This is a genomic window from Nitrospirillum bahiense (assembly GCF_007828025.1).
In the GTDB taxonomy this organism is placed as follows: domain Bacteria; phylum Pseudomonadota; class Alphaproteobacteria; order Azospirillales; family Azospirillaceae; genus Nitrospirillum; species Nitrospirillum amazonense.
On the sequence record NZ_VITO01000012.1, the window covers coordinates 24,422 to 48,149 of the forward strand.

At 68.3% G+C, this 23,728-nt stretch carries 22 protein-coding genes; 8 read left to right on the forward strand and 14 right to left on the reverse strand.

Going from position 1 to position 23,728, the window contains the following annotated elements; translation table 11 throughout:
* Window positions 1–32 precede the first annotated feature (32 nt).
* From FBZ88_RS17605 to FBZ88_RS17615, 3 genes are all read right to left on the reverse strand, one after another.
* Window positions 33–1,403 (reverse strand): glycoside hydrolase family 27 protein, encoded by a 1,371-nt coding sequence (locus FBZ88_RS17605; RefSeq protein WP_246138718.1) that lies wholly within the window; start codon window positions 1,401–1,403, stop codon window positions 33–35.
* A gap of 85 nt (window positions 1,404–1,488) precedes the next feature.
* A complete protein-coding gene (locus FBZ88_RS17610) occupies window positions 1,489–1,995 on the reverse strand; it encodes a nuclear transport factor 2 family protein (RefSeq protein WP_145618517.1) in 507 nt (168 codons plus the stop codon).
* 194 nt (window positions 1,996–2,189) lie between these two features.
* Window positions 2,190–4,778 carry a glycosyltransferase gene (locus FBZ88_RS17615; RefSeq protein WP_246138719.1) on the reverse strand — a complete coding sequence of 863 codons (2,589 nt, stop codon included), beginning with the start codon at window positions 4,776–4,778 and terminating at the stop codon, window positions 2,190–2,192.
* A gap of 436 nt (window positions 4,779–5,214) precedes the next feature.
* On the opposite strand from FBZ88_RS17615, the gene FBZ88_RS17620 reads away from it, so the two are divergent.
* Together FBZ88_RS17620 and FBZ88_RS17625 are read left to right on the forward strand one after the other, a co-directional pair.
* Window positions 5,215–5,634, forward strand: a complete 420-nt coding sequence (locus tag FBZ88_RS17620; RefSeq protein WP_145618519.1) for an HIT domain-containing protein — start codon at window positions 5,215–5,217, stop codon at window positions 5,632–5,634.
* 48 nt (window positions 5,635–5,682) lie between these two features.
* Window positions 5,683–6,318, forward strand: a complete 636-nt coding sequence (locus FBZ88_RS17625; protein WP_088870853.1) for a glutathione S-transferase family protein — start codon at window positions 5,683–5,685, stop codon at window positions 6,316–6,318.
* A gap of 106 nt (window positions 6,319–6,424) precedes the next feature.
* Here the strand turns inward: FBZ88_RS17625 and FBZ88_RS17630 are convergent, their stop codons facing one another.
* Both FBZ88_RS17630 and FBZ88_RS30970 read right to left on the reverse strand, forming a co-directional pair.
* Window positions 6,425–7,456, reverse strand: coding sequence for an alpha/beta fold hydrolase (locus FBZ88_RS17630; protein WP_246138720.1), 1,032 nt, complete (start codon window positions 7,454–7,456; stop codon window positions 6,425–6,427).
* Entirely contained in the window at window positions 7,440–8,021 is a 582-nt protein-coding gene (locus FBZ88_RS30970) for a hypothetical protein (RefSeq protein ID WP_246138721.1), read from the reverse strand. The genes FBZ88_RS17630 and FBZ88_RS30970 overlap by 17 nt, the downstream gene beginning before the upstream one ends.
* A 163-nt stretch (window positions 8,022–8,184) precedes the next feature.
* On the opposite strand from FBZ88_RS30970, the gene phaR reads away from it, so the two are divergent.
* Window positions 8,185–8,799: a polyhydroxyalkanoate synthesis repressor PhaR gene (gene phaR, locus FBZ88_RS17635; protein WP_145618520.1), complete on the forward strand. Its 615-nt coding sequence runs from the start codon at window positions 8,185–8,187 to the stop codon at window positions 8,797–8,799.
* Window positions 8,800–9,110: 311 nt separating this feature from the next.
* Window positions 9,111–10,121 (forward strand): NADP-dependent oxidoreductase, encoded by a 1,011-nt coding sequence (locus FBZ88_RS17640; RefSeq protein ID WP_145618521.1) that lies wholly within the window; start codon window positions 9,111–9,113, stop codon window positions 10,119–10,121.
* 70 nt (window positions 10,122–10,191) lie between these two features.
* Here the strand turns inward: FBZ88_RS17640 and FBZ88_RS17645 are convergent, their stop codons facing one another.
* The 6 genes from FBZ88_RS17645 to gpmI all read right to left on the reverse strand — a co-directional run bounded on the left by FBZ88_RS17645 (window position 10,192) and on the right by gpmI (window position 17,525).
* Window positions 10,192–10,773: a DJ-1/PfpI family protein gene (locus FBZ88_RS17645; RefSeq protein ID WP_145613324.1), complete on the reverse strand. Its 582-nt coding sequence runs from the start codon at window positions 10,771–10,773 to the stop codon at window positions 10,192–10,194.
* 250 nt (window positions 10,774–11,023) lie between these two features.
* Entirely contained in the window at window positions 11,024–11,701 is a 678-nt protein-coding gene (locus FBZ88_RS17650; protein WP_145618522.1) for a hypothetical protein, read from the reverse strand.
* A 4-nt stretch (window positions 11,702–11,705) separates the two neighbouring features.
* Entirely contained in the window at window positions 11,706–13,022 is a 1,317-nt protein-coding gene (locus FBZ88_RS17655) for a divergent polysaccharide deacetylase family protein (protein WP_145618523.1), read from the reverse strand.
* A 129-nt stretch (window positions 13,023–13,151) separates the two neighbouring features.
* A complete protein-coding gene (locus tag FBZ88_RS17660) occupies window positions 13,152–14,609 on the reverse strand; it encodes a S41 family peptidase (protein ID WP_145618524.1) in 1,458 nt (485 codons plus the stop codon).
* A 1-nt stretch (window position 14,610) separates the two neighbouring features.
* Complete coding sequence (locus FBZ88_RS17665; protein WP_145618525.1) at window positions 14,611–15,918, reverse strand: murein hydrolase activator EnvC family protein; 1,308 nt, start codon at window positions 15,916–15,918, stop codon at window positions 14,611–14,613.
* Window positions 15,919–15,947: 29 nt separating this feature from the next.
* Entirely contained in the window at window positions 15,948–17,525 is a 1,578-nt protein-coding gene (gpmI, locus tag FBZ88_RS17670; RefSeq protein ID WP_145618526.1) for a 2,3-bisphosphoglycerate-independent phosphoglycerate mutase, read from the reverse strand.
* A gap of 308 nt (window positions 17,526–17,833) precedes the next feature.
* On the opposite strand from gpmI, the gene rocD reads away from it, so the two are divergent.
* The 3 genes from rocD (at window position 17,834) to FBZ88_RS17685 (ending at window position 20,597) form a co-directional block, all read left to right on the forward strand.
* Window positions 17,834–19,072 (forward strand): ornithine--oxo-acid transaminase, encoded by a 1,239-nt coding sequence (rocD, locus tag FBZ88_RS17675; RefSeq protein WP_145618527.1) that lies wholly within the window; start codon window positions 17,834–17,836, stop codon window positions 19,070–19,072.
* Between the two features lie 52 nt (window positions 19,073–19,124).
* Window positions 19,125–20,024 (forward strand): dimethylarginine dimethylaminohydrolase family protein, encoded by a 900-nt coding sequence (locus FBZ88_RS17680; protein ID WP_145618528.1) that lies wholly within the window; start codon window positions 19,125–19,127, stop codon window positions 20,022–20,024.
* An 84-nt stretch (window positions 20,025–20,108) separates the two neighbouring features.
* The gene (locus FBZ88_RS17685; protein ID WP_145618529.1) at window positions 20,109–20,597 is read left to right on the forward strand and encodes an Lrp/AsnC family transcriptional regulator; all 489 of its coding nucleotides are present in this window, start codon (window positions 20,109–20,111) and stop codon (window positions 20,595–20,597) included.
* Here FBZ88_RS17685 and FBZ88_RS31585 read toward each other — a convergent pair.
* Complete coding sequence (locus tag FBZ88_RS31585; RefSeq protein WP_186464467.1) at window positions 20,594–20,902, reverse strand: type II toxin-antitoxin system RelE/ParE family toxin; 309 nt, start codon at window positions 20,900–20,902, stop codon at window positions 20,594–20,596. The genes FBZ88_RS17685 and FBZ88_RS31585 overlap by 4 nt on opposite strands.
* Window positions 20,899–21,108, reverse strand: coding sequence for an addiction module protein (locus tag FBZ88_RS17695; RefSeq protein WP_145618530.1), 210 nt, complete (start codon window positions 21,106–21,108; stop codon window positions 20,899–20,901). The genes FBZ88_RS31585 and FBZ88_RS17695 overlap by 4 nt, the downstream gene beginning before the upstream one ends.
* Window positions 21,109–21,316: 208 nt before the next feature.
* On the opposite strand from FBZ88_RS17695, the gene FBZ88_RS17700 reads away from it, so the two are divergent.
* The gene (locus tag FBZ88_RS17700) at window positions 21,317–22,348 is read left to right on the forward strand and encodes an aldo/keto reductase (protein WP_145618531.1); all 1,032 of its coding nucleotides are present in this window, start codon (window positions 21,317–21,319) and stop codon (window positions 22,346–22,348) included.
* A gap of 54 nt (window positions 22,349–22,402) precedes the next feature.
* Here the strand turns inward: FBZ88_RS17700 and FBZ88_RS17705 are convergent, their stop codons facing one another.
* Entirely contained in the window at window positions 22,403–23,671 is a 1,269-nt protein-coding gene (locus FBZ88_RS17705; protein ID WP_145618532.1) for an MgtC/SapB family protein, read from the reverse strand.
* Window positions 23,672–23,728: the final 57 nt, after the last annotated feature.

Here is a 23,728-nt window from a genome sequence, read left to right on the forward strand (position 1 = left end):
CCCCAGCTTTTTCCCGGCTTACTTCACTTCATTTACTTCACTTCATAAAGCGCGCTGCCATGCGCGGGCAGCGTGACGCTCAGGCTGTCCGCCGCCGGCAGGGCCTTGCCCGTCCACAGGTCGTGGGCGGTGAGGTTGCCGCCGGCCAGGCCCAGCTTTCCCCAGGACGCCGCCAGCGTCGACGGCTTGTCGTCCAGGTTGAACAGGGCCAGGTAGTGCTGGCCCTTGGCGCCCGTGGCCAGCCAGACGCGCGCGTTATCGAAGCCGGCCGGCAGGTCCGTCACGGGGTGGCTTTCCGTGGCCGTCTGGTCCACCTGGATGACGGCGCGATTGGTGATCAGGGCGCGCGTGGCCTCGTCCAGCTTGGTGAGGTTGGCGCCCAGGATCAGGGGCGACCGGGCGATGGCCCACAGGGTCACCTGGGTGCGCTGCTCATCGGCCGTCAGTCGCGACGTGCGCGGGTCGCCCCAGCCGGGATTGGGTTCCAGCACACCGATGGGCAGCATGTCGGCGTCGGGCCAGCGGCCATGCTTGGCATGGGGCGCCCAGCCCGGCAGGACGTCGAACAGGTCGCGCAGGCCATAGGGGAAGCCGTCCGTGGGCTTGTCATGCGGGAAGGTCCAGCCGTCCCAGACGTCGTTGGTGATGCGCCACATCTGGCCATAGCGGCTGATCTCATCCGCGTGGGACAGGTTGGTGGGGCCGGGGGACAGGCTCAGCACGATGGGCCGGCCGGTCTTGGCGATGGCGCTGCTGATCTGCCGGATTTCACTGACCTTGTAGGGATGGTCGGCGATGCAGTCGACCTTCAGGAAATCCAGCCCCCACCGCGCGTACTGGGCCATCATCGAATCATAGTAGGCCTGGCCGGCGGCGGTGTCGCGCACCCCGTAGTTGCCATCGTCCCAGGGGCAGGTGTCGGCGGTGTCCGCCGCGTCGGCGGCGTGGAAGGACGACCCCGCCACCGGCGTGTTCCGCTCCACGGCCTGCTTGGGGATGCCGCGCACGATGTGCAAACCGAACTTCAGGCCCTGGGCATGCAGCCAGTCGGCCAGCGGCTTGAAGCCCTGGCCGCCAGCGGCGGAGGGGAAGCGGGCAGGTACCGGGACCAACAGGCCGTTGCCGTCCAGCAGGTATTGCCGCTCCGCCAGAGACTTGCCGAAGGGGTCGGCCATATACCAGCCTTCATCCACCACGGCGTAGGTCCAGCCATAGGGCTTCAGCGTCGCCAGGACGCCGGCGTTGGCCTTGAAGTCGGCCTCGTCGATGGTGAAGCCGTAGGCGTCCCAGCTGTTCCACCCCATGGGGGGCGTGGGGGCGGGTGACTTGGCCGGCGCGGCCAACGCCGTGCCGGCGGCCAATAAGGTCGGTAACAAGCTCGCGATGCGCAGCCAACGCCGCATGGGGTCCTCTCCCTCTTCCATATTGTTAGCGATAACAGTACGGAAAAGCGGGGCGGCCGCAAGGACGCAGATCGGATTAGTCGTACTAATGCAGCGTCGGCGGCCGACCGTTCAGATCCTCATAGCCGCTGGCGTCCTCGAACGCGGCGATGGAGGAGATGGGCGTGGCCTGGTGATGAATCATCTGCCAGCCGCCGCCGGAACGGGCGAACAGGTTGGTGACCACCAGTGCCGTGTTCGCCACGAACTCCTCGCACACCACCCAGCCGATGTCGCCGCACACCGTGGCCTGTTCGCTCTGGTGGCGCACACCCGGCGACCGGGGATTGCCCAGCAACTCGCGCCAGCTGCGCATCACGGGTTCGCGACCCGACAGCACCGGCCAGCCGGGATGGACGCAGCGCACGTCACGGTCCTGCGCCCACAAGGCCTCCATGCCGGCGACGTCGCGGTCGGCGAAGGCCCGGTAGAAGCGGCGGTTGGCGGCCAGCACATCCTGCACGTCCGTGTCGCCGTGTTCGTGTTGATGGGTTTCACCCTCCGCCGTTTCGGTTTCCGGTGCCTGGGATGAAAGCGCGTGGGTCTTCACCATTGCGTCCCCTGTTGGCGGCATTCCGGCCGGCTCTCTCAGCGCCGATCCGCCGTCAGGTTAGCGTGGCCAAGCGTCGCGTGTCCCCGACTCGGGGGCCTTGGTCACGGAATTGTGCCCGAAAAGGAAGGGGCGGCAGGTTGCCCCGCCGCCCCGGCCTTATCCAAGCGCTTGGATACCAGTGCCTGGCGGCCGCCTCATTCCGCCGGGGCGGTGGCCTCGGCCCCGCCGCCCTTGGGCAGGGCGTTCAGGGTGCTGAGGAACAGGGCCGCGATGTAGGGGAAGGACTGGACGACCAGCATGGTGGCCCAGACGTAGGCGTCGCGGTTGTCGCTGCCCTTCAGCAGGGCGATGGCGGCGGCGGCCAGCCACAGGCCCAGCATCAGCACCACCTCTTCCCGCGCGTGCAGGAAGCCCTGGATCAGGGCGGGCTGATCCTCGCACTTCGGCGTGCGCACGAAGGGGCGGCCGCTGGTGAACAGGCCCACCCATACGGCCCGCCCCACGGTGTGGGTCAGCGCCATGCCGGCGATGGCGGCCCCCAGCTTGTCGATGAAGCGGCACTTCACCCGCTCCCCATACAGCCACAGGCCGCACAGCACCTTGAAGAAGAAGACGCTGAGGGTGGGCAGGATGAAGACGGTGGGCGGGAACTCGATCCACTGCGGCAGCAGCAGCAGGCCCAGCGACCAGATGATGCCGCCGATGACGAAGCCCATGTGGGCGGCGTCGGCGAACCAGGGCAGCCAGCCGGTGATGAAGTGGTACTTCTGCCCGGCGGTCAGCTTGGTGCCGCCCGGCATCATCTCGCGCCAGTGGCGCTTCAGGATCTGCACGGCGCCGTAGGCCCAGCGGAAGCGTTGGGTCTTGTAGCCGGCGAAGCTGTCGGGGACCAGGCCCTGGCCGAAGCTGTCGGGCATGTAGACCGCCTCCAGCTTCTCCTCGAACAGGCGCAGGCCCAGTTCCGAATCCTCGCAGATGCACCATTCGGCCCAGCGGCCCACGCCGTCCAGGGCGCTTTTGCGCACCAGGGTCATGGTGCCGTGCTGGATGATGGCGTTGCGCTCGTTGCGCTGGATCATGCCGATGTGGAAAAAGCCCTGGTATTCCCAGTTGATCATCGACTTGAAGGCGTCGTCGGACCAGTCGCGGTAGTCCTGCGGCGACTGGACGAAGCCCACCTCCGGCCGCTTGAAATAGGGGATGGTGGCCGACAGCCAGTCGGGCGTGACCTGGTAGTCGCTGTCGATGACGCCCACCACCTCCACGTCCGGGGCGGTGACGGACAGGCCGAAGTTCAGGGCGCCGCCCTTGAAACCCGGCCAGCGCGGCAGATGGAAGAAGCGGAAGCGCGGCCCCAACTTGGCGCAATATTCCTCCAGCGGGCGCCACACCGCCTCGTCCTTGGTGTTGTTGTCGATCACCAGGACTTCGAAATTGGGGTAGTCCATGGCCGCCAGCGCGTCCAGGGTCTCGATCACCATGTGCGCCGGCTCGTTGTAGCAGGGCACGTGGATGGAAACCTTGGGCGTGTAGTCGCCCAGCGGCTCCCGCACCGGCGTGTAGCGCCGCTTCCAGCGCTGGGTCCACACCACCTCCGTCAGTTCCAGGCCGTCGATCAGCATGACGGCGAACAGGATCAGCTGGGCGAGGATCAGCACCATGAAGGCGGTGAAGGACAGGGTGCCCATGCCCACGGTCAGGGCCTGGGTGCCCGTCCATACCAGGACCGAGGCCACCGTCTGGATCAGGAAGCCGTAGAACAGCTGGCCGCGCCATTTCAGGTCGTCGCGGGCCAGGACGAAGAAGAACATGGGCAGGAAGGCGAGGGCGGTGGCGATGGCGCACAGCACCCGCCACGACGGCACCTCCAGGATGCCGCCCACCATGGGGAACTTCTGGTGGCGGTGGGCGTCCCAGATGCCCCAGGCCGTCTCCGCCGTGCCGCCCAGCGTGCGCTTCCACGGCTGGTCGAAGGCCTCCATGATGTAGAAATCCAGGCGCTGCTGGCCCGCGATGTTCAGGAAGCTGCGGATGTACTTGGCCTCGTTCACCAACCCGGCCTCGGCCGCCCCGCGATAGGCGCCGTCGGATGGCCAGCCGGTCTCGCCGATCAGGATGTGCTTGTTGGGGAAGCGTTCCTGCACCTGGCGGTAGGCCGCCATGGCGTCGTCCACCGCGTGGTCCACCGACACCTTATTCCAGTAGGGCAGCAGGTGGATGGTGATGAAGTCGCAGGCGTCGGCCAGTTCCGGGTGGTTCAGCCAGACGTAGGACGGCTCGGCCGTGGACACCGGCACGTTGACTTGGCGCTTCACGCGCTGGATGTAGTCGATCAGCTGGGCGACGCTGAAGTCGTCGCGGAACAGCACCTCGTTGCCGACCATGACCCGCTTCACGTTGGCGTTGGCGCGCGCAACGCGCACCAGGCCCGCCAGTTCCGCCTCGTTGGCGGCCATGTCCTTGGACAGCCAGGCGCCCTGGGTGATGGTCAGGTTGGGGTAGCGCTCCAGGGCGATGGGCGCCACCTGGTCGATGCCGTTGCCCACCTGGTAGGTGCGGATGGACTGCACATGCGGTGCCACCACGTCCAGGTCGCGCTTGATGTCATCGGCGGTGGGGCTGTCGCCGTTCTGCGGGGTCTGGTTGGCCTGGAAGGGCACGAAGGCCACGCCGGCGATGGTGCCGGCCCACGGGCGCTCCACGGCCGGGCGATTGACGATCGCCCACGCGCCGATGTTGCCCAGCACCAGAAGAAGCAGGACCGCCCAGGCGGATTTCTGCATCCTCAAAATCTTACGCATTGTGAACGACCCCTGCCCCTGGAACGGGAGAACGATGAACGGGATGATGGCGACGGAATAGCAAAACGGCGGACCGGAAACATATGAACAAACAGGGCGGTTCCCCGCCCTAGGGCACCCCCCGCGCGACCCGCCCCTTCCAATGGCACGACTATGGGGGCACGACTATGGGGCAATTTTGTGGACGAAAGACCGCCGTCCGGCAGTCCGGCGTCAATCCGGCCCCCTAAACCAGGCCATCAGCCAGGCCACCAGGTCAGGCCCCGTCATCCACCCCACAGCCGAACCCTTTGGACGGGCGGCGTCGGGCAGTAGTACATAGCCATCCCGGCGGCGGCGTCCAGCGGTATTGCGGACACGGTCGTCCGCATCGCGACGCCGAGCCCCAGCCACTGGTCCAGGAGTGGATTTCCCTGAAATGACAAGCGCCGACGACTTCACGCTGCACCCCCGCCTGGCCGCCGACACCGTGGCGGTGGGCGACCTGGCCCTCTGCCGCGCACTGCTGTCCCGCAACGCCTCCTGGCCCTGGCTGATCCTGGTGCCGCGCCGTGTCGGCGCCGTCGAGATCCATAGGCTGGCCACGGTCGACCAGGTCCAGCTGATGGCCGAGATCACCCAGGCCTCGCAGGCCATGGAGGCGGCGTTCGCGCCCGACAAGCTGAACGTCGCCGCCATCGGCAACATGGTGCCGCAACTGCATGTCCACGTGGTGGCCCGCAAGCGCGAGGATGCCGCGTGGCCGGGGCCCATCTGGGGCTCGGGCCATGAGCGGGCCTACGCCGCCGGCGAGGCCGAGGCGCTGGCCCGGCGGCTGGCGGTTGATCTGGGCCTGTAAGCGGGCCGTAAAGGGTACTTCATAACCAGAAAGCCGGAGGGCGCTTCCATGATCATCGTCCATCACCTGAACAACTCCCGCTCCCAGCGCGTGCTGTGGGCGCTGGAGGAACTGGGGCTGCCCTACCAGGTGGTACGCTATGAGCGCGACCCCGCCACCCAGCTGGCGCCGCCGGCGCTGAAGACCGTCCATCCGCTGGGCAAGTCGCCGGTGATCGAGGATGACGGCCTGGTGCTGGCGGAATCGGGCGCCATCATCGAGTATCTGGTGCGCACCTATGGCGAGGGGCGCCTGGCCCCGGCACCGGGCGACCGGGCCGCCCAGGCGCGCTACCTGCACTGGATGCACTTCGCCGAGGGGTCGGCCATGCTGCCCCTGCTGCTGCATCTCTACACCAGCCGCCTGGGCGAGGCGGCCGCGCCCCTGCAGCCCCGCATCGCCAGCGAAACCGCCAACCACCTGGGCTATATGAACGCCGAGCTGGCCCAGGGGCCCTGGTTCATGGGCGACCAGTTCACCGCCGCCGACATCCAGATGAGCTTCCCCATCGAGGCGGCCATGATGATGCCCGGCACCGGCCAGCACTTCGCCCACCTAGCCGCCTTCGTGACCCGCATCCAGACGCGTCCGGCCTATCGCGCGGCCGTGAAGAAGGGCGGGCCCTACCGCTATGACCGGGGGTGACTTAAGCATGCCCTCAAGCGGCGGGTGGGCCCATCCGGGCCCTTGCCTTCCTCGCTTTCCAGTCCGCTGACGCTCCCCGGAAAGCTGCGGCGGACGCGGTCGCGTCCTACAGGCGCGCCCTCAGCCAATCGGACAGGGGCGCCCACACCTGGTCCGGCGCGCCGGCGCTGACCACCATGCCGATATGGCCCAGGTGGGGCTCCAGCCGGTCGCCGCCGGGGATGGCGTCGATCAGGGCGCGGGCGGCGCCCGGCGGCACGATGCGGTCGCGGGCGGGGATGATGGCCAGGGTGGGCAGGCGGATGGCGCGGGCGTCGATGGCTTGGCCGCCCACCCGCCAGGTGCCCTCCGCCGGGTCGTTGCGGCCGTACCAGCCGCCCAGGCATTCCCTGGCCACGGCCGCCGCCAGCGGCACGCCGTCGTTCAGCCAATCCTCCAGCGCCACGAAGTCCTGGGCGTCCTGGCTTTCCGGGTCCAGGGTGGCGTAGCGGCTGAACTTGCGCAGGGCCAGCAGCGGATCCAGCCCGGCGAACAGGAACTGGATCATGTCCACCGGCAGTTCGCCCAGCCAGGTCAGCGCCGGCTCCACCAGAGGCAGGACGGCGGCCGTGCGCAGGGCGGCGGCCGGGTCGTCGGCGTGGAAGTCCCAGGGGGCGGCCAGCAGCACCAGGGATGAGATCGCCTCGGGCCGCAGCACGGCCGCCGCCGCGGCCAGCGTGCCGCCCATGCAATAGCCCACCAGGGCCGGCGCCTGGCCCATCAGGTCGCGCGTTGCGTCCACCGCGCGGGCCAGGCGGCCGGCGACATAGTCGGTGAGGTCGAACCCCCGCTCCACCGCGCCCACGGTACCCCAGTCCAGCAGCAGGGGGCGGAAGTCCTGGGCGGCCAGCCAGCGCACCAGGCTCTTGCGCGCCGACAGGTCCAGCACATAGCCACGGTTGACCAGCGAGGGCACGAACAGCAGCACGGGGCCCCTGGCACCGGGCAGGCTGTAATCCAGCAGGCGGCTGTTGCCCTCCGTCCACACCGGGGGCGGGTCGGTGACGTCGCGCTGGTAGGGGTTGCGGCGGTAGCGTTCCAGCCCGGTCAGCAGTGTGTCGAGTCGGCGCCGGGTCTCACGCTCAACCGCCGCTTTCACCGCTTCCGGGTCGGCGCCGGCGAGATCGGCGCGCAGTTGGCGGCACCTCGGTTCCAGCTCCTTGCGCCAGATCGGCGAGCTGCCGTTCAAGAGCGGCAATCCGGCCTGCGAGTTCAGCAAGACGGCCATCGCCGCCGTCAGATGCGTCGCCAACGGCCGGGGGCCCTGGCGGGGCTTCGGCGGGGGTGTCGTGGCCGGTCCGGTCGGCGGTGCTTGGTGTGCTGGCATGGGGCCCCCAGGGGAAGGCGGCGGGGGTGAAGAAGGGCGCGCCCATCCAGGCGCCGGCCCCAGGATTCGTGCCGCTGGCGGCGAAAGGATTGCCACCCGGCCAGGTGGCCTGGCCCCCACCGCCCGTCCAGGCGGCGGCTTGGCCCAGCGTGCGCACCAGGCGGGCGAACGCGCCGGTCATGTCGGGGTCGGCGGCCATGGCGGCCCACTGGTCCTGCCACAAGTCCAGGTAGCGGCGGGCCAGCGACTCCACGCTCGGCGGCTCGCCGGGGGTGGGGGCGGCCTCGTCTTCCGGGGCGCCGGACGGCGGCGGTGGGGCGTCGGTTTCGCGGGGCATGGGCCTCAATCTACACCCCCTGCCGCCGCCTGGCAAAGCGGTGGCGGAACGACATACGCGCATTGGTTCTTGGCAGGATGCTTGCACGTTCCGCACTGCATGGATTAGCTATGTGCAGTGCACCCGTTGTGCGGGTGATAAACATCGCCGGGAAACGCCGCCTATGGTCGACAAAGAAGATCCCAAGCCCGCGCCGATCACCATCAAGAAGTACGCCAACCGGCGTCTCTACAATACGGCTACCAGCTCCTACGTGACCCTGGACCATCTGTGCCAGATGGTGAAGGACGGCACCGACTTCGTCGTCTACGACGCCAAGACGGGTGACGACATCACGCGCTCGGTGCTGACCCAGATCATCGTGGAAGAAGAATCCAAGGGCGGGCAGAACCTGTTGCCCATCGGCTTCCTGCGGCAGTTGATCAGCCTCTATGGCGACAACATGCAGTGGATGGTGCCGAAGTACCTGGAATACAGCATGCAGTCCTTCACCCGTAATCACGAAAAGATGCGGGATTACTTCCAGGGCACGCTGGGCGGCATGTTCCCCTTCGGCTCGTTCGAGGAAGTGGGCAAGCAGAACATGGCCATGTTCGAACGGGCCATGCGCATGTTCTCCCCTCTGGCCGGTGCTGAAGGCGGCAAGCCGGAGGGGGCAGAGGCGCCCAAGGCCAAGCCTGCCAGCGGCGGCGGCCAGTTCGACGAACTGCAGAAGCGGCTGGACGAGCTGCAGCAGCAGCTGGTTTCCCTCACCAGCCTGACCCGCAAGCCGGACTGATCCTGATCCGGCTTGAGGCGACTCAAAGCTTAGGCGCATGCCAGAAAAGTCCCGGTCCGCCCCGTCGCGGCCGGGATTTTTTGTGCGCTTGCGATAAAGCAGCCTTCAGCATTCGCCCGGGGGAAGACAGCCGCAGGTGGCGCGCCACCCGGCCCCGGTGGTGGGGTTGGGGGTTGCGCCAACGGCATTTCACGGGGTGCCGGACCCTGGGCTAAGGTTTGCGCCCCGGACGACAGGCCCGGTTCCAAGCGAATAAACGGGGACCACCCGGCAGAGGGTGACGCCCCTTCTGAAGGAAAAAGAGGAAAGACATGCCGCTGAACCGCAGGATTGTTCTGGCCTCGCGCCCCGAAGGGCTCCCGACGGAACAGAACTTCGGGATGGAGCAAGCGTCCATCCCCGTGGCGGGCCCCGGCCAGATGCTGCTGAAGACGCGGTGGCTCTCCCTCGACCCCTACATGCGCGCCCGCATGAGCGCCGCCAAGTCCTACACCCCGCCCATCGAGGTGGGTGGCCTGATGGTGGGCGGCACCATCGCCGAGGTGGTGGAGAGCAACGTCCCCGGCTTCCAGGCGGGTGATCTGGTGCTGTCCAATTCCGGCTGGCAGGAGTACGCCGTCGCAGGGCCGAAGTCGGTGCACAAGCTGGACACCGATGGCCTGCCGGTGACGACGGCCCTGGGCGTGCTGGGCATGCCGGGCCTGACCGCCTACGTCGGCCTCTACGATATCGGCCAGCCCAAGGCGGGTGAGACGGTGGTGGTCTCCGCCGCCGCCGGTGCCGTGGGTTCCGTGGTCGGCCAGCTGGCCAAGCTGAAGGGGGCCCGCGCCGTCGGCATCGCCGGCGGTCCGGAGAAGTGCGCCTTCGTGGTGGAGGAGCTGGGCTTCGACGCCTGCGTCGACTACAAGGCGGAGAATTTCAAGGAAGCGCTGGCCGCCGCCTGCCCCAACGGTGTCGATGTCTATTTCGACAATGTCGGCGGCCGGGTGGCCGAGGCCGTGTTCGATCTGCTGAACACCTTCGCCCGCGTGCCGCTGTGCGGCCGTATCGGCAACCTGAACGACACCGCCCTGCCAGCCGGCCCGGACCGGACGCCGGCCTTGCTGTCGGCCATCCTGACCCGCCGGCTGCATGTGCAGGGCTTCATCGTTTCCGACCACTGGCACCGCAACGACGCCTTCCTGGAAGAGGTCGGCGCCCTGGTGAAGAGTGGCCAGCTGCGCTATCGCGAAGACGTGACCGAGGGCCTGGAAAACGCCGTTCCGGCTTTCCTGGGCCTGCTGCAGGGCAAGAACCTGGGCAAGGCGCTGGTGAAGCTGTAAGTCGGTTTCAGCACACTCCTGAAGGTCAAGCCCCCGCCCCGGTGACCCCGGCGCGGGGGCTTTGCTTTTCCTACACCCTGATTTCGGCGCCCAGCACCTTCAGCAATTGGGCCAGCCAGGCGGCGTGGGCGGGCCAGGCGGGGGCGGTCACCAGCTTGCCGTCGGTGACGGCGCCATCCACCGGGATGTCGGCGTACTCGCCGCCGGCCAAGGTCACCTCCGGCCGGCAGGCAGGGTAGGCGGAGACCTTGCGGCCGGACAGCACGCCGGCGGCTGCCAGGATCTGCGGGCCGTGGCAGACGGCGGCGATGGCCTTGTCCTGGGCGGCGAAGGCCTTCACCAGGGCCAGCACGCGGCTGTCCAGGCGCAGGAACTCCGGCGCGCGGCCGCCGGGGATAACCAGGGCCACGTAATCGTCGGCCTTCACGCTCTCGAAATCGGCGTTCAGCGTGAAGTCGTGGCCGCGCTTCTCGGTATAGGTCTGGTGGCCCTCGAAATCATGGATGGCGGTGGCGATCTTGTCGCCCGGCCGCTTGCCCGGCGCCACGGCGTCGACCTGGTAGCCCACCATGGACAGGGCCTGGAAGGGCACCATGGTCTCATAGTCCTCGGCGAAATCGCCGACGATCATCAGGATGCGTTTGGGGGGCATGCGGGTTCCTCCATCGGGCCGGTTGAGGGTTCGACCAGGATGCCGATGGCGACCCGGAATGCCCATGGGCCTTAAGGAGGAAGCGGCCAGCCTCGAAAGGTCAGGGCTGGCCGGATGCGCTGCTGTCGTTGTCGCCACGCGCACACGGGTAGTCGACCTCCTCATAAACGCTGCCTATTACTAGGCGTCCGGCTTCCGTTGACGAAGAAGAAGCAGGGGGTAAGAGGCAGCGTTTCTTGCCAAGCGCCCTCTAGGGAAGAATAAAGCCACTGCGCCCAAGGCTGGTCAGGCATTCGGGCGGTGCGGTACCCCAGTCCACGGGTGTGTGGGGCCAGGTGGCGGCCACCACGGATGTCCGTCCTGGCAAGGCGTATAGCCACAGGTTATCCAGATAAAGGGCGCGTCCATCCTCCAGATGCAGGACGGTGTAGCGGACACCCCATCCGTACTTATCATGCGAGCAGATGGGGGAAATCCGTTCCACGTTGGCCAAGGCGTAAGTTTCGGTGGTTGAAAGAAGGCCCTTGCGCCTGACCGTCAGGCCCCCGTCGGTCAGGCAGGTCTGGACGGTCAGCAGGTACAGGAAACCAATGACGACGCCAGCCATCAGGCCCAGCAGTCCCCGAACCACGGCGGGGCTGAAGAACGCCCCGGTCGCCCGGCGTGACCCTATGGCGTTCTGAATCAGGGCCGCGCCGACGAGGGCCAGCCCGAACGCCATTGCCGTCAGGCCGGTGTCGGCACCACTGGTAGCGCTGCCACAGAACAGGGCATGACCGCCGGCGAGCTGAAGCTGCAACCAACGACCTGAGATGAGCAGTAGGAGGAACAGGATGAGGGTGAGGAACAGATAGCACAGCATCGCCGCGCCGAACGCAAGGCGCCCACGATCGAACCGGGAGAAAGCATTGGCCCTGTCGGTCGACAAGGGATCACCGATCCGCCTGGCGGTTCACCACCGCCGTGACGGGCGCCAGCACGATACCCCGGTCGCGCAGGCCCACGGCCCAGCGGGCGATGCCATCCAGCGTGACGGGATAGGGCTGGGCATAGCCCACGGCGACGCCGTTGAGCTTGGCCAGCCGTTCCAGTTCCGCCAACTGGGCGGCGACGCCGGCGTCGGACGGCGCCCGGTCCACCTGCACGTCCGACACCGCCCGGGGCAGGCCCAGCTGGGTGGCGATGCGGGTGGCCTGGCTGGCGGTGGTGGGCCAGCTGTCGACATAGATCAGGCCGCGCCGCTGCACCTGGCGCAGCACGGTCTGCAGGCTGTCGTGGCTGGCCAGGAACTTGGTGCCGGTCAGGTTGGTCAGGCCGACATAGCCGGTGGCGCTGGCCATGGCCGTTTCCAGCCGGTCCACATTCTTCTCGTCCGGCAGGCTGGTCAGCAGGGTGCCGGGGCCGGGATCGTTCTGGGGGAAGCCCTGCGGCTCCATCGGCACCTGCAGCAGCACCTCGTGTCCATCGCCGCGCGCCTGGTCCACCGCCTTCTGCAGGTTGGGGGCGCCGGCGGCGAACGCCAGGGTGACGGCGGCCGGCATGCGGGCCAGCACCTTGTCCAGGGCGCTGGGCGACCAGCCCAGGTCGGCCATCACCAGGGCGATGCGCGGGCGCTTGTCATCCTGGGGGAAGGGGCGGCTGTAGGCCTGCCAGGGCGCGGGCCCCTTGGCCGGCATGCGCGGCAGATAGCCGGCGCGGGTCTTTTCCAATAGGTCTTCGTTGCGGCTGGGCGCCAGCTTGACGGCCACGTCCATGGGGTCGGGATCGTGCGGGGCCGCGGGCTTGGCGGCGCCCTCCGCCGGGGCGGCCGGGTGCGGGGCCTCCACCGGCCGCGCGCCGCCCTGGGGCAGGGTGACGGGGATGTCGGCCAGCATCGTGGCTTTGCGCCGCGCGGCGGCCGTCTCCTCCGCCGTGGCGGCCAGCCAGGCGACCGTGCCCGCCACGGCCAGCACCGTCAGGGCGACGGCCACGGCGAACAGGTTCAGCCGGCGGCGGGGCTTTTCAGGGTCGTCCCCGGCCGGTCCAGTGGCGGCCGCCCCGGCACGGCCGGCGCGCTTGGGCACGCCCAGGCGCGCCGCCAGCACATCGGCGGACGCGTCCTCGTCCGCGCCGGCCAGCAGCGCCTCGAAGGCGTCGTCATCGCCGCCCTTCTTGCGTTTTGTTGTCTTTGCCGCCTTGGCGGGCTTGGTCTTGCGCGGTGTGTTCGAGCGCGAAACCAAGGCCTTCAGGCGGGTGGGTAGGGCGGCCAAGGGGTCCCCGTCGGTTGGCTGGAGCCGAGTGCGTTCAATCAGAAACGCACTCGGCCCCAAATGCTTGTTCAACGAGCGGATTCACGCTGCAAAGCGATTCCGCTCTTCCGCGATCCGCTCGAGGCGTCGTCAGTTGGTGGCCTTGGACTGCTGCAACAGCGACAGGCCGCGCAGCAGGTCCAGGGCGCGGGTCAGCTGGTAATCCTGGGGCGTGGCATCGCCGGTGGCGGCCGGCGGCACCGGGGTGCCCCCGGGCGCGTCCTGGCCCTTGGTGCCCGCCTTCGGATCCTGGGTCTTGGAATCGACCTTGGCCTTGTCGGCGCCGGCCCCCTTGTTGTCGGGCGCCTTCGCGTCCGGGGCCTTTTCCGAGGTCTTGTCCTTGGCGTCGTCCGGCTTGGCGGGCTGCTTGGCGCCCGGATCGGTGTTGCGCAGGGCGTGCGGCAGGTCGGCCTCGCGCCGGCGGATGATGCCGGCGGGCGCGGCCACCTCTTCCACCTTGGCCTGCTGGACCTCGATGTCCGGGGTGATGCCCAGCTGCTGGATGGACCGGCCGGAGGGCGTATAGTAGCGCGCCGTGGTCAGCTTCATGGCGTTGCCGCCCGGCATGGGCATGAGGGTCTGGACCGAGCCCTTGCCGAAGCTCTGCGTGCCCATGAGGATGGCGCGCTTGTGGTCCTGCAGTGCGCCGGCCACGATTTCCGAGGCCGAGGCGGAACCGCCGTTGATCAGCACCACCAGGGGCAGGCCATGGATGGCGTCGCCCGGCTTGGCGTTGTAGCGCTCGCCCTGGTCCGGGCGGCGGCCGCGGGTGGAGACGATCTCCCCCCGCTCCAGGAAGGTGTCGCTGACCGAGATGGCCTGGTCCAGCAGGCCGCCGGGGTTGTTGCGCAGGTCCAGCACATAGCCCACGACCTTGTCGCCCAGCTCCTTCTGGATGCCGGCCAGGGCCTTGTCCAGGCCCACCTGGGTCTGCTCGGTGAAGCCGGACAGGCGGATGTAGCCGACATTGCCCTCGACCCGCCACCGCACCGACTGCACCTTGATGACCGCGCGGGTCAGGGTGAAATTCAGCGGCTGGGGCACGTTGTTGCGGTGGATGGTCACCTTGATGTCGGTGCCCGGGGCGCCGCGCATCTTCTCCACCGCCTCGTTCAGGCCCAGGCCGACGATGGCCTCGTCGTTCAGGTGGGTGATGTAGTCGCCAGGCTGCACGCCGGCGCGGGAGGCGGGGGTGTCGTCGATGGGCGAGATCACCTTGACCACGCCGTTCTCTTCCGTGACCTCCAGGCCCAGGCCGCCGAACTCGCCCTTGGTCTGGACCTGCATGTCCTCCCAATTCTTCTTGTTCATGAAGTTCGAGTGCGGGTCGAGGGAGGCCAGCATGCCGTTGATGGCGGCCTCGACCAACTGGTCGTCCGGCACCTCCTCGACATAGTCGGACTTCACCCGCTCGAACGCTTCGGTGAACAGTTCCAGCTGCTTGTAGGTTTCCGCCTTGATCGGCGGCTTGGCGTCCAGCGGCCGGGACAGGGGGCTTGCCAGATAGACCAGGGCCACGACGGCCACGGAGGTCAGCAGTTTCTTCATCTCACCCTTGTCCTTTACCCTCGGTGCCCGCGAAGCCGCGCAGGGGATTGATCGGCTGACCACCCCGCCGCAACTCGAAATACAATGTGGGGGTTCCGTCGCTGGCCATGGCGCCCATGGGCTCGCCGGTCAACACACGTTGTCCCACCCGCGTATCGATCCGACCCAATCCCGCGATCAGGCTATGATAGCCATTGGGGTGCTCGACGATCAAGATAAGGCCATATCCCTTGAAGGGTCCGGCGAAGACCACCGATCCCTCATACGGCGCCACCACCGGCGACCCGGCGCGGGCGCTGATGCGCACCCCGCGGCTGGTGGTGCCCACGGCGTCCTGCTCGCCATAACGCTGGGCCACCGGGCCGGCCACCGGCAGGGTCATGCCACCCAGCGCCGTGCCGCCCGGCACGTCCTTGGGCGTGCGGCCCATGGCGGCCAGCCGCTCCTGTGCCTTTTTCTGCCGCGCGTCCTCGGCCAGCTGGCGCTTCTGCGCCTCCGCCTGGCGGGCGCGTTCGGCGGCGGCCTTGCGCTCCGCCTCCAGCTTTTCCACCAGGTCGCGCAGGTCGCCGGCCTGGGCCGACAGCACGGCCATGTGGCCGGCCACGTCCTGCAGCTCGGCGTCGTTGGCCTGCGACAGGGCCTCGCGGCGCGACACCAGGTCGCGCAACTCCCCCTCGCGCTTTTCCAGGTCCTTCTTCGCCGCCAGGGCCTGGGCGCGCTTGTCCGCCAGCTTCTGGCGCAGGGCGGCCAGGTCGCGCAACTGTACGGCCAGGGCGTCCGCCCGTTTCTTCAGCTGGGGAATGGCCTCGCGCAACAGCAGGGCGCTCTTCACCATCTCGCCCGGTGCCTCCGGCCGGGCCACCATGGCCTCCGGCGGCAGGCGGGACAGGCGCTGCAGGGCGCCCAGCAGGTCGGCCAGCGCCGCGCGGTCGGCGTCTATACGGGCCACCTGCTCCTGCTCGTTGGCCGCCAGTCCGGCCAGCGACTGCTCCACCGCGCGCAGGGCGTCGTCCTGGCGGCGCTGGTCCTCCGCCACCGCCACGGACTTGGCGCGCAGGTCGGCCAGCTCGCGTTCCAGAGCGTCGTTCTTGGCATCCAGCTCGGCCTTGCGGGCCTGATCGGCCTTCAGGTCCTTTTCCACCTTATCCAGTTGGCGCTGGGCGTCCCGGGGGACAGCGCCGCCTTGGGGGGCCGTCTGCGCCACGGGCGTCAGCACCACCGGCGGGGCGTGCTCAGCCCACACCGATCCCGGCGCCAGCAGGGCCAGCGCCAGGGGGAACAGTCGGAACGGGGCCTTGTGCGGGATCACGCCGGGGCTGCGCTCACTCGGGTGTCGGCTTACTCAGCCGCCGCGCGCGCCGCGTCGCGGACCAGCAGGGAATGGCCCGTCATCTCCTCCGGCTGGGGCAGGCCCATCAGCTCCAGCAGGGTGGGGGCCACGTCGGCCAGCTTGCCCCGCTCCAGCCGCACCACGTCCGCCGGGGCGTTCACCAGGATGGCGGGCACCAGGTCCAGGGTGTGGGCGGTGTGCGGGCCGCCCGTCTCCGGGTCCTTCATCAGCTCGCAATTGCCGTGGTCGGCGGTGATCAGCAGGGCGCCGCCCTGGCGCTTCACCGCGGCCTCCAGCCGGCCGATGCTGCGGTCCACCGCCTCCACCGCCTTGACGGCGGCGGCCAGGATGCCGGAATGGCCGACCATGTCCGGGTTGGCGTAGTTGACCACCACCAGGTCGAAGGCGCCGCTGTCCACCGCCGCCACCAGCTTGTCCGTCAGCTCATCGGCCGACATTTCCGGCTGCAGGTCGTAGGTGGCCACCTTGGGCGAGGGGATCAGGATGCGCTCCTCCCCCTCGTAGACCTTTTCCTCGCCGCCGTTGAAGAAGAAGGTGACGTGCGGGTACTTCTCCGTCTCGGCGATGCGCAGCTGCTTCAGGCCCTTCTGCGACACGATCTCGCCCAGGGTATGGCGGATCTCCTTGGGCGGGAAGATGGCTGGCAGGTATTTCGCCAGGGTGGAGGAGTATTCCACCATGCCCAGCTGGGCGGCGAATTTCACCGGCGTGCCGCGATCGAATCCGCTGAACTCTGGCTCTACCAGGGCGGACAGGATTTCGCGGGCGCGGTCGGCGCGGAAATTGGCCATCAGCACGCCGTCGCCGTCCTTCATGCCGGCATAGTCGCCGATGACGGTGGGCAGGATGAATTCGTCATGCTTGTCGGCGTCATAGCTCTGCTTGACCGCCGCCTCGGCGCTGTCGGCCCTCTCGCCCACGGCCGACACCAGGGCGCGGTAGGCCTTTTCCACCCGGTCCCAGCGCTTGTCGCGGTCCATGGCGTAGTAGCGGCCGTCCACCGTGGCAATCCTGGCGCCCGGTGCATCTTTGAGGCCGGCCTCGATGGCCGCCAGCTGCTCCAGGGCGCTCTGCGGCGGCACGTCGCGGCCGTCGGTGAAGGCGTGCAGGGCGACGGGGATGCCGGCCTGGGCCAGGGTGCGGGCCAGGGCGACCATATGGTCCTGGTGGCTGTGCACCCCGCCGGGGGAGGCCAGGCCCAGGATGTGGGCGGTGCCGCCGGACTTCTTCAGGGCGGCCTTGAAGGCGCTCAGCGCCCCGTTGGTTTCGAACTCGCCCTGGGCGATGGCGCGGTCGATCATGGGCAGATCCTGGAACACCACGCGGCCGGCGCCCAGGTTCATGTGGCCCACCTCGGAATTGCCCATCTGGCCGGCGGGCAGGCCCACATCCTCCTCGCTGGCGGACAGCAGGCCGTGCGGGCTCTCCTGCCACAGGCGGTCGTAGTTGGGGGTGTTGCCCTGGGCGACGGCGTTGTCCGCCACCTCTTCCCGATAGCCCCAACCGTCCATGATGCACAGCACCACGGGGCGGGGGGCTTTGCTGGTCTTGTCGGTGGCGGCCATGGCTGTCTGTTCCCTGATCCTGGTGGGGGGTAGGAGATGCGAACCTATTGGGAAAATCGGGATTTCCGCGCGCGATGGCAAGCGGCGCATCCGAATTTCCGACCTGATAAACCGTTATAGGCGCCGGTGGTTCGCCCGTCCCGCCCCTTTCCCATGCCTCCGGCGCAAAGGCGGCAGGACAGAAACGGTGTGCCGGGCGCACCACCCGCCGCCCGGTTCTGTCGAGCCACTCGCGAACTTCGACCGTTTCGGCTGCGGCGCCCATGCCACCATTCAGGCAACGAGACCGGGATAAGGTGGAGGACATCATGGACCAGCGGCTGAACGGCGACATCGCCAATGCCTCGTCCCCGGGGGCGATCGCCCTGGAGGACCGGTGGTGCGCCCATACCTACAAGCCGCTGCCCGTGGTCATCACCCGTGCCCAGGGCGCTTGGGTGCACGACGACGCCGGCCGCCGCTACCTGGACATGATGAGCGCCTATTCCGCCGTCAACGTCGGCCACAGCCACCCCCGCATCCTGACGGCCCTGACCGAGCAGGCGTCCAAGGTGGCGGTCGTCTCCCGCGCCTTCCACACCGACAGGCTGGGGCCCTTCCTGGAGCGCCTGTGCGCCCTGACCGGCCTGGATGGCGCCTGCCCCATGAACAGCGGGGCGGAGGCGGTGGAGACGGCGGTGAAGGCCGCCCGCCGCTGGGGCTACCGCCATCGCGGCATTCCCGCCAACCAGGCGGAGATCATCGTGGCCAGCGGCAATTTCCACGGCCGCACCACCACCATCATCAGCTTCTCCTCCGAAGAGGCCTATCGTGAGGGCTTCGGCCCCTACACCCCCGGCTTCCGCGTCGTGCCCTTCGGTGACCTGGACGCCCTGGCGGCGGCCATCGGGCCCAACACGGCGGCCGTTCTGCTGGAGCCCATCCAGGGGGAGGCCGGTATCGTCCTGCCGCCGGCCGGCTATCTCAAGGGCGTGCGTGAGGCCTGCGACCGCACCGGCATCCTGATGATCCTGGATGAGATCCAGTCCGGCCTGGGCCGTACCGGCCGCTGGTTCGCCCACCAGCATGAAGGCATCAAGCCGGATGGCCTGTGCCTGGGCAAGGCGCTGGGCGGCGGCGTGCTGCCCGTCTCCGCCTTCGTCGCCCGCCGCGACGTCATCGACGTGTTCGATCCCGGCAGCCACGGCTCCACCTTCGGCGGCAACCCGCTGGCCGCCGCCGTGGGTCTGGAGGCCCTGGCGGTGATCGAGGAGGAAGGCCTGGTCCAGCGCAGCGCGGAGCTGGGCGCCCATCTGATGGACCGCCTGCGCGGGCTGAACAGCCCGCTCATCCGCGACATTCGCGGCCTGGGCCTGTGGGTGGGGCTGGAGATCGATCCCGCCCGCGCCACCGCCCGCCAGGTGGTGGAGGACTGGATGCGCCGCGGCGTCCTGTCCAAGGAAACCCACGACACGGTGGTGCGCCTCGCGCCGCCGCTGATGATCGCGCCGGAGGATCTGGACTGGGCGGTGGATCGCCTGGCCGAGACCCTGGCGGCGCTGGCCTGACACCCATTTGGCCTGACATCAACCGACAACAACATCCCGGGGAATCCCATCCATGCCCGATACCCGCCTGACCGCCGCCGCTTCCGCCGTGGCCGACGCCCTTCCCGGCGGCCGCATCCTGATGTGCGCTCCTGAGCATTTCGAGGTCAGCTACGCCATCAATCCGTGGATGCGGCCCGATCGCTGGCAGCAGGAGGGCGCCCTGCTGGGCGCCCGCTCATCCAGCGGCTGGGAGCGGTTGGTGGCGACCCTGCGCGGCCTGGGTGTGGAGCTGGAGTTCGCGGTGCCTCATGCGGGGCTGCCTGACATGGTGTTCACCGCCAACGCCGCCGTGGTGCTGGACGGCAAGGCGCTGGTCGCCACCTTCCGCCATCCCCAGCGCCAGGGCGAGACGCCGGTGTTCCGCCGCACCTTCGACGCGCTGAAGGACCGGGGCCTGCTGACCGAGGTGCACGACATGCCGGAGGGCGTGGTGCTGGAGGGGGCGGGCGACTGCGTGTGGGACCCCGTGCGACGGACCTTCTGGCTGGGCTATGGCCAACGCTCCGACAAGGCGGCCGCCCCCGTGGTGCGCGACCTGTTCGGTGTCGAGGTCGAGGCGCTGGAACTGGTTGACCCGCGCTTTTATCACATGGACACCTGCCTCTGCCCCCTGACGGGGGGTGAGGTGCTGTACTTCCCCGGCGCCTTTTCCGCCGAGGGCAACGCCCGCATTCTGGAGCGCTTCGGCGCCGAAAACCTGATCGTGGCGCCGGAGCCCGACGCCTGCACCCTGGCGGTCAACGCCGTGAACCTGGGCCGTGACATCGTGCTGGCCACCGCCAGCCCGGCCCTGCGCGGCATGCTGACGGAGCGCGGCTATCGCGTGCATGAAACCCCGGTCAGCGACTTCGGCCTGTCCGGCGGTTCGGCCTTCTGCCTGATCCTGAAGTTGGATCGCACCTCCAAGTAAAGCCTTTGGGCAAGTAAAGCCTTTGGGTGTGGAGGCGAGGGCGCTTAAGCTGGCGTCCTCGCTTTGGCCTTTTCGGACCCCGCCTTGAAGCCGCGCAAGCTCGACGCCATCGACATCAAGATCCTGACGGAACTGCAGGCCGATGGCCGCGTCACCAACCAGGCCCTGTCGGAACGGGTGGGCCTGTCCGCCCGCCCCTGTCTGGAACGGGTGCGCCGGCTGGAGCGCGAGGGCGTCATCGTGCGCTACCAGGCCCAGGTGGATGTGCGTCGCATCCAGTCCTGCGTCTTCGTCCTGGCCCAGATCTCCCTGGAAAAACAGGGGCGTGCCCGCACCAGCGCCTTCGAGCGCCGCCTGCGCGAGGTGCCCGAGGTCATCGAGTGCTTCGAGGTCAGCGGTCCCTACGACTATATCGCCAAGCTGGTCTGCCGCGATCTGGAGACCTACCAGGAACTGACCGACAGCTGGATCGACGATGCCGAGATGGGTGTCGCCCGTGTCGTCAGCAACGTGGTGCTGCGCCCCATCCGGGATTTCGGGACGTATCCGGTGTTCGAGGAGGAGGATAACTAGCTGGAACCGAACCGAGGCCCGTGCCACCTTGCTGGGTCTTGACTGGTATGAAAGAAGGCAAGGATCTGAATGATATGGTCGGTTGGCCTAAAGAGAAAGAAATAAGGGAAGCCGTGTATGCGGGCTCGGTGTATATTGGAATACAGAATAGGGAAATGTTGTGGGTGAGAGGCAATTCTGGTCAGTAGTTTCTCGTAAGCCGTTATAAAACGTGCGCCGACATTGCCGGAGAAACTCTCATACCAATCTTGGGCGTTTTCAATCTCCGTCAGCGCGTCCGGACTGAAAGACAGCTGGCGGATCAACGGCGCCTCGCTCGCAGTTTGGCCTGGACTACTTCCCAGGGGATCATTTCGACCGTGCCAGCATCAACTTCGGCGATCCGCCGTTCCAGCTCCACTCTTTGCGCGTCGCTCAGGGGAATGTCCCGCTGGTCCAGGCTATCCCATAACTCACCGATAAGCGTCAGCCGCTCCTCGGGTGTCAGATGGTCGAAGGGCAGTATGGTCATCGCTTTTGTCCCGGAGGGGCATTCAACATCTTAAAAATATGGCGGCTGGGTGGTCCCCTGTCCAGACAGGGCGCAGGGACATCCTCTGGGCCTTGTCCCAACAAAAACGCTTTCCCCCAACCATCCTCATGCGCTCAACTGCCGGCACCGGCGGCCCCAGGCAGGGGGCCGTTTACGGCGCGCCATATGGACCCATGAGGAAAATACCATGGAATATCGGCAACTTGGACGATCGGGCCTGAAGGTTCCGGTCCTCAGTTTCGGCACCGGCACCTTCGGTGGGGCGGGTGAGTTCTTCAACCGCTGGGGCAGCACCGACGTGGCCGAGGCCACGCGGCTGGTGGATTTGTGCCTGGAGGCGGGTGTCAATTTCTTCGACACTGCCGACGTCTATTCCCGGGGCGCGTCGGAGGAAATCCTGGGCCAGGCCGTCAAGGGCCGGCGGGACAAGGTGCTGATCTCCACCAAGGCCACCTTCACCATGGGCGATGGCCCCAATGACGTCGGCTCGTCACGCTATCACCTGATACGCGCATGCGAGGCCAGCCTGAAGCGGCTGGGCACCGATCATATCGACCTCTATTTCATGCACGGCTTCGACGCCACCACCCCGGTGGATGAGACCCTGCGCGCCCTGGACGACCTGATCACCGCCGGCAAGATCGGCTACATCGGCGCCTCCAACTTCTCCGGCTGGCATCTGATGAAGGCGCTGGCGACGTCGGAGAAGTACGGCCTGGCCCGCTATGTCGCCTACCAGGGCTATTACTCCCTGGTAGGACGCGAGTATGAGTGGGAGCTGATGCCCCTGGGCCTGGACCAGGGCGTGGGTCTGATGGTGTGGAGCCCCCTGGGCTGGGGCCGCCTGACCGGCAAGATCCGGCGCGGCCAGCCGGCACAGGCCGGCCGCATCGCCAGCGGTGGCGCCGCCGGCGGGCCCAAGGTGGACGATGAATACCTATATACGGTGGTCGATGCCCTCGATGCCGTGGCGGCGGAGACGGGCAAGACCGTGCCGCAGGTGGCGCTGAACTGGCTGCTGGCCCGGCCCGGTGTGGCCAACCTGGTCATCGGTGCCCGCAACGAGGACCAGTTGAAGCAGAACCTGGGCGCCGTCGGCTGGTCGCTGACGCCGGACCAGGTGACGCGCCTGGAACAGGCCAGCCAGAAGGAGCCCATCTATCCCTATTGGCACCAGAAGGACTTCAACCACCGCAATCCCAAGCCCACCACCTGGTAAGGCCTGAGGTTCTGAGGGAAGGGGCGGTCCTCACGGGGGCCGCCCCATTTCTATTCACCAGCCCGTGGCCAGCGCGCCGGCACCCAGGGCCAGGGCGCTGACGCCACCCACCACCAGGCCGAGGCGGGTCCCCCCCACCCATGCCGCCATCGCTGCCTTGGTCACCGTGTTGACGGCGGTCACGATCAGCACGCCTTCCATCGCCACCCTGAGGGTCAGGCCGTGTCCGCCCAGATGGGCCATGGACAGGGTGACGGCGTCCACGTCGGCCACGCCGGACAGCGCGGCCATGACCAGCACCCCGGGGGCGCCTATGGTCTGGGCCAGCACTTGGCTGGCCAGTGCCACGGCGGCGATGAAGGCGGCCATCTTCAGGGCCATACCCACCTCCAGCGGGTTGGCGATGTTCAGCTTGGGCACATGGTAGTGCCGGTTGCGCACGATCAGGGCGGCGGCGCCGGCCACCTGGACCAGCGCGGCGCCGGCCAAGGGGGGTGCTAGCGGCCGCAGCAGATCGGGGTTCAGCACCATGGCCAGCACACCCACCCGCGCCATCATCACGGCCCCGGCCAGCAGCACCCCGGCGCCCAGCAGCCGGGATGAGGCGGGATGCATCCGCCCCAGTCGCGCCAGCGTCAGCGTGGTGGCGGTGGAGGAGGCGAGGCCGCCGGCCAGCGCCGCCATCAACACCCCCAACCGGTCGCCCAGGCCACGGACGGCGACATAGCCCCCGAAGGAGATGGCGGCGACCATGACCGCCAGCAGCCAGATGGAATGGGGGTTCAGCGCACCCCAAGGATCCACCGCGTGGTTGGGCAACACGGGCAACAGCAGGAAGGACATGGCCAGCAGCGTCAGGATGGCCCGCACCTCATCCCCGCTCAGCGCCGCCACCCAGCGGTGCAAGGGGTCGCGCAAGGCCAGCAGGCCGGTCACGGCCACGCCGGCGGCGATGGCGACGCGCACGTCGGCCAGGATGGCCAGCGCCCCCAGCAGAAAGGTCACCAATCCCGCCACGACGGACGTGATGCTGAGATCGCGCTCCGGGTTGGGATCGATGTCGGCCTTGGCCTCCAGCCAGTGGAAGGCGGTGAAGGCGGCGGCATAGCCCAGGAATACCAAGCCCAGGATGTAGGGCTGCTGCGCCAAGGTCAGCGTGCCGGCGATGCCCCCCAGCAGGCCGGACAAGGCGAAGGTGCGCAGCCCCACCGCCCGCTGGTATTCCTGGCCGCTGCGGCTATGCCACCCCCGTTCCAGCCCCACCAGCAGCCCGATCGCCAGGGAAACCGCCAGGCGGCTGAGCAGGGTGGTGGGGTCGTCCATGAAGGCGGTCCTGGAAAGGGTTTGACCCGCCCAGTCGGCCCCAACCGTTCACCCGGC

Coding starts and splice junctions, on each gene's coding strand:
- FBZ88_RS30970 (WP_246138721.1), bottom strand. CDS start 8,021: ATGCCCCGCGAAACCGACGCCCCACCGCCGCCGTCCGGCGCCCCGGAA.
- FBZ88_RS17605 (WP_246138718.1), bottom strand. CDS start 1,403: ATGCGGCGTTGGCTGCGCATCGCGAGCTTGTTACCGACCTTATTGGCC.
- rocD (WP_145618527.1), top strand. CDS start 17,834: ATGGACCAGCGGCTGAACGGCGACATCGCCAATGCCTCGTCCCCGGGG.
- FBZ88_RS17660 (WP_145618524.1), bottom strand. CDS start 14,609: ATGAAGAAACTGCTGACCTCCGTGGCCGTCGTGGCCCTGGTCTATCTG.
- gpmI (WP_145618526.1), bottom strand. CDS start 17,525: ATGGCCGCCACCGACAAGACCAGCAAAGCCCCCCGCCCCGTGGTGCTG.
- FBZ88_RS17695 (WP_145618530.1), bottom strand. CDS start 21,108: ATGACCATACTGCCCTTCGACCATCTGACACCCGAGGAGCGGCTGACG.
- FBZ88_RS17625 (WP_088870853.1), top strand. CDS start 5,683: ATGATCATCGTCCATCACCTGAACAACTCCCGCTCCCAGCGCGTGCTG.
- FBZ88_RS17610 (WP_145618517.1), bottom strand. CDS start 1,995: ATGGTGAAGACCCACGCGCTTTCATCCCAGGCACCGGAAACCGAAACG.
- FBZ88_RS17640 (WP_145618521.1), top strand. CDS start 9,111: ATGCCGCTGAACCGCAGGATTGTTCTGGCCTCGCGCCCCGAAGGGCTC.
- FBZ88_RS17615 (WP_246138719.1), bottom strand. CDS start 4,778: ATGCAGAAATCCGCCTGGGCGGTCCTGCTTCTTCTGGTGCTGGGCAAC.
- FBZ88_RS17645 (WP_145613324.1), bottom strand. CDS start 10,773: ATGCCCCCCAAACGCATCCTGATGATCGTCGGCGATTTCGCCGAGGAC.
- FBZ88_RS17620 (WP_145618519.1), top strand. CDS start 5,215: ATGACAAGCGCCGACGACTTCACGCTGCACCCCCGCCTGGCCGCCGAC.
- FBZ88_RS17705 (WP_145618532.1), bottom strand. CDS start 23,671: ATGGACGACCCCACCACCCTGCTCAGCCGCCTGGCGGTTTCCCTGGCG.
- FBZ88_RS17680 (WP_145618528.1), top strand. CDS start 19,125: ATGCCCGATACCCGCCTGACCGCCGCCGCTTCCGCCGTGGCCGACGCC.
- FBZ88_RS17700 (WP_145618531.1), top strand. CDS start 21,317: ATGGAATATCGGCAACTTGGACGATCGGGCCTGAAGGTTCCGGTCCTC.
- phaR (WP_145618520.1), top strand. CDS start 8,185: ATGGTCGACAAAGAAGATCCCAAGCCCGCGCCGATCACCATCAAGAAG.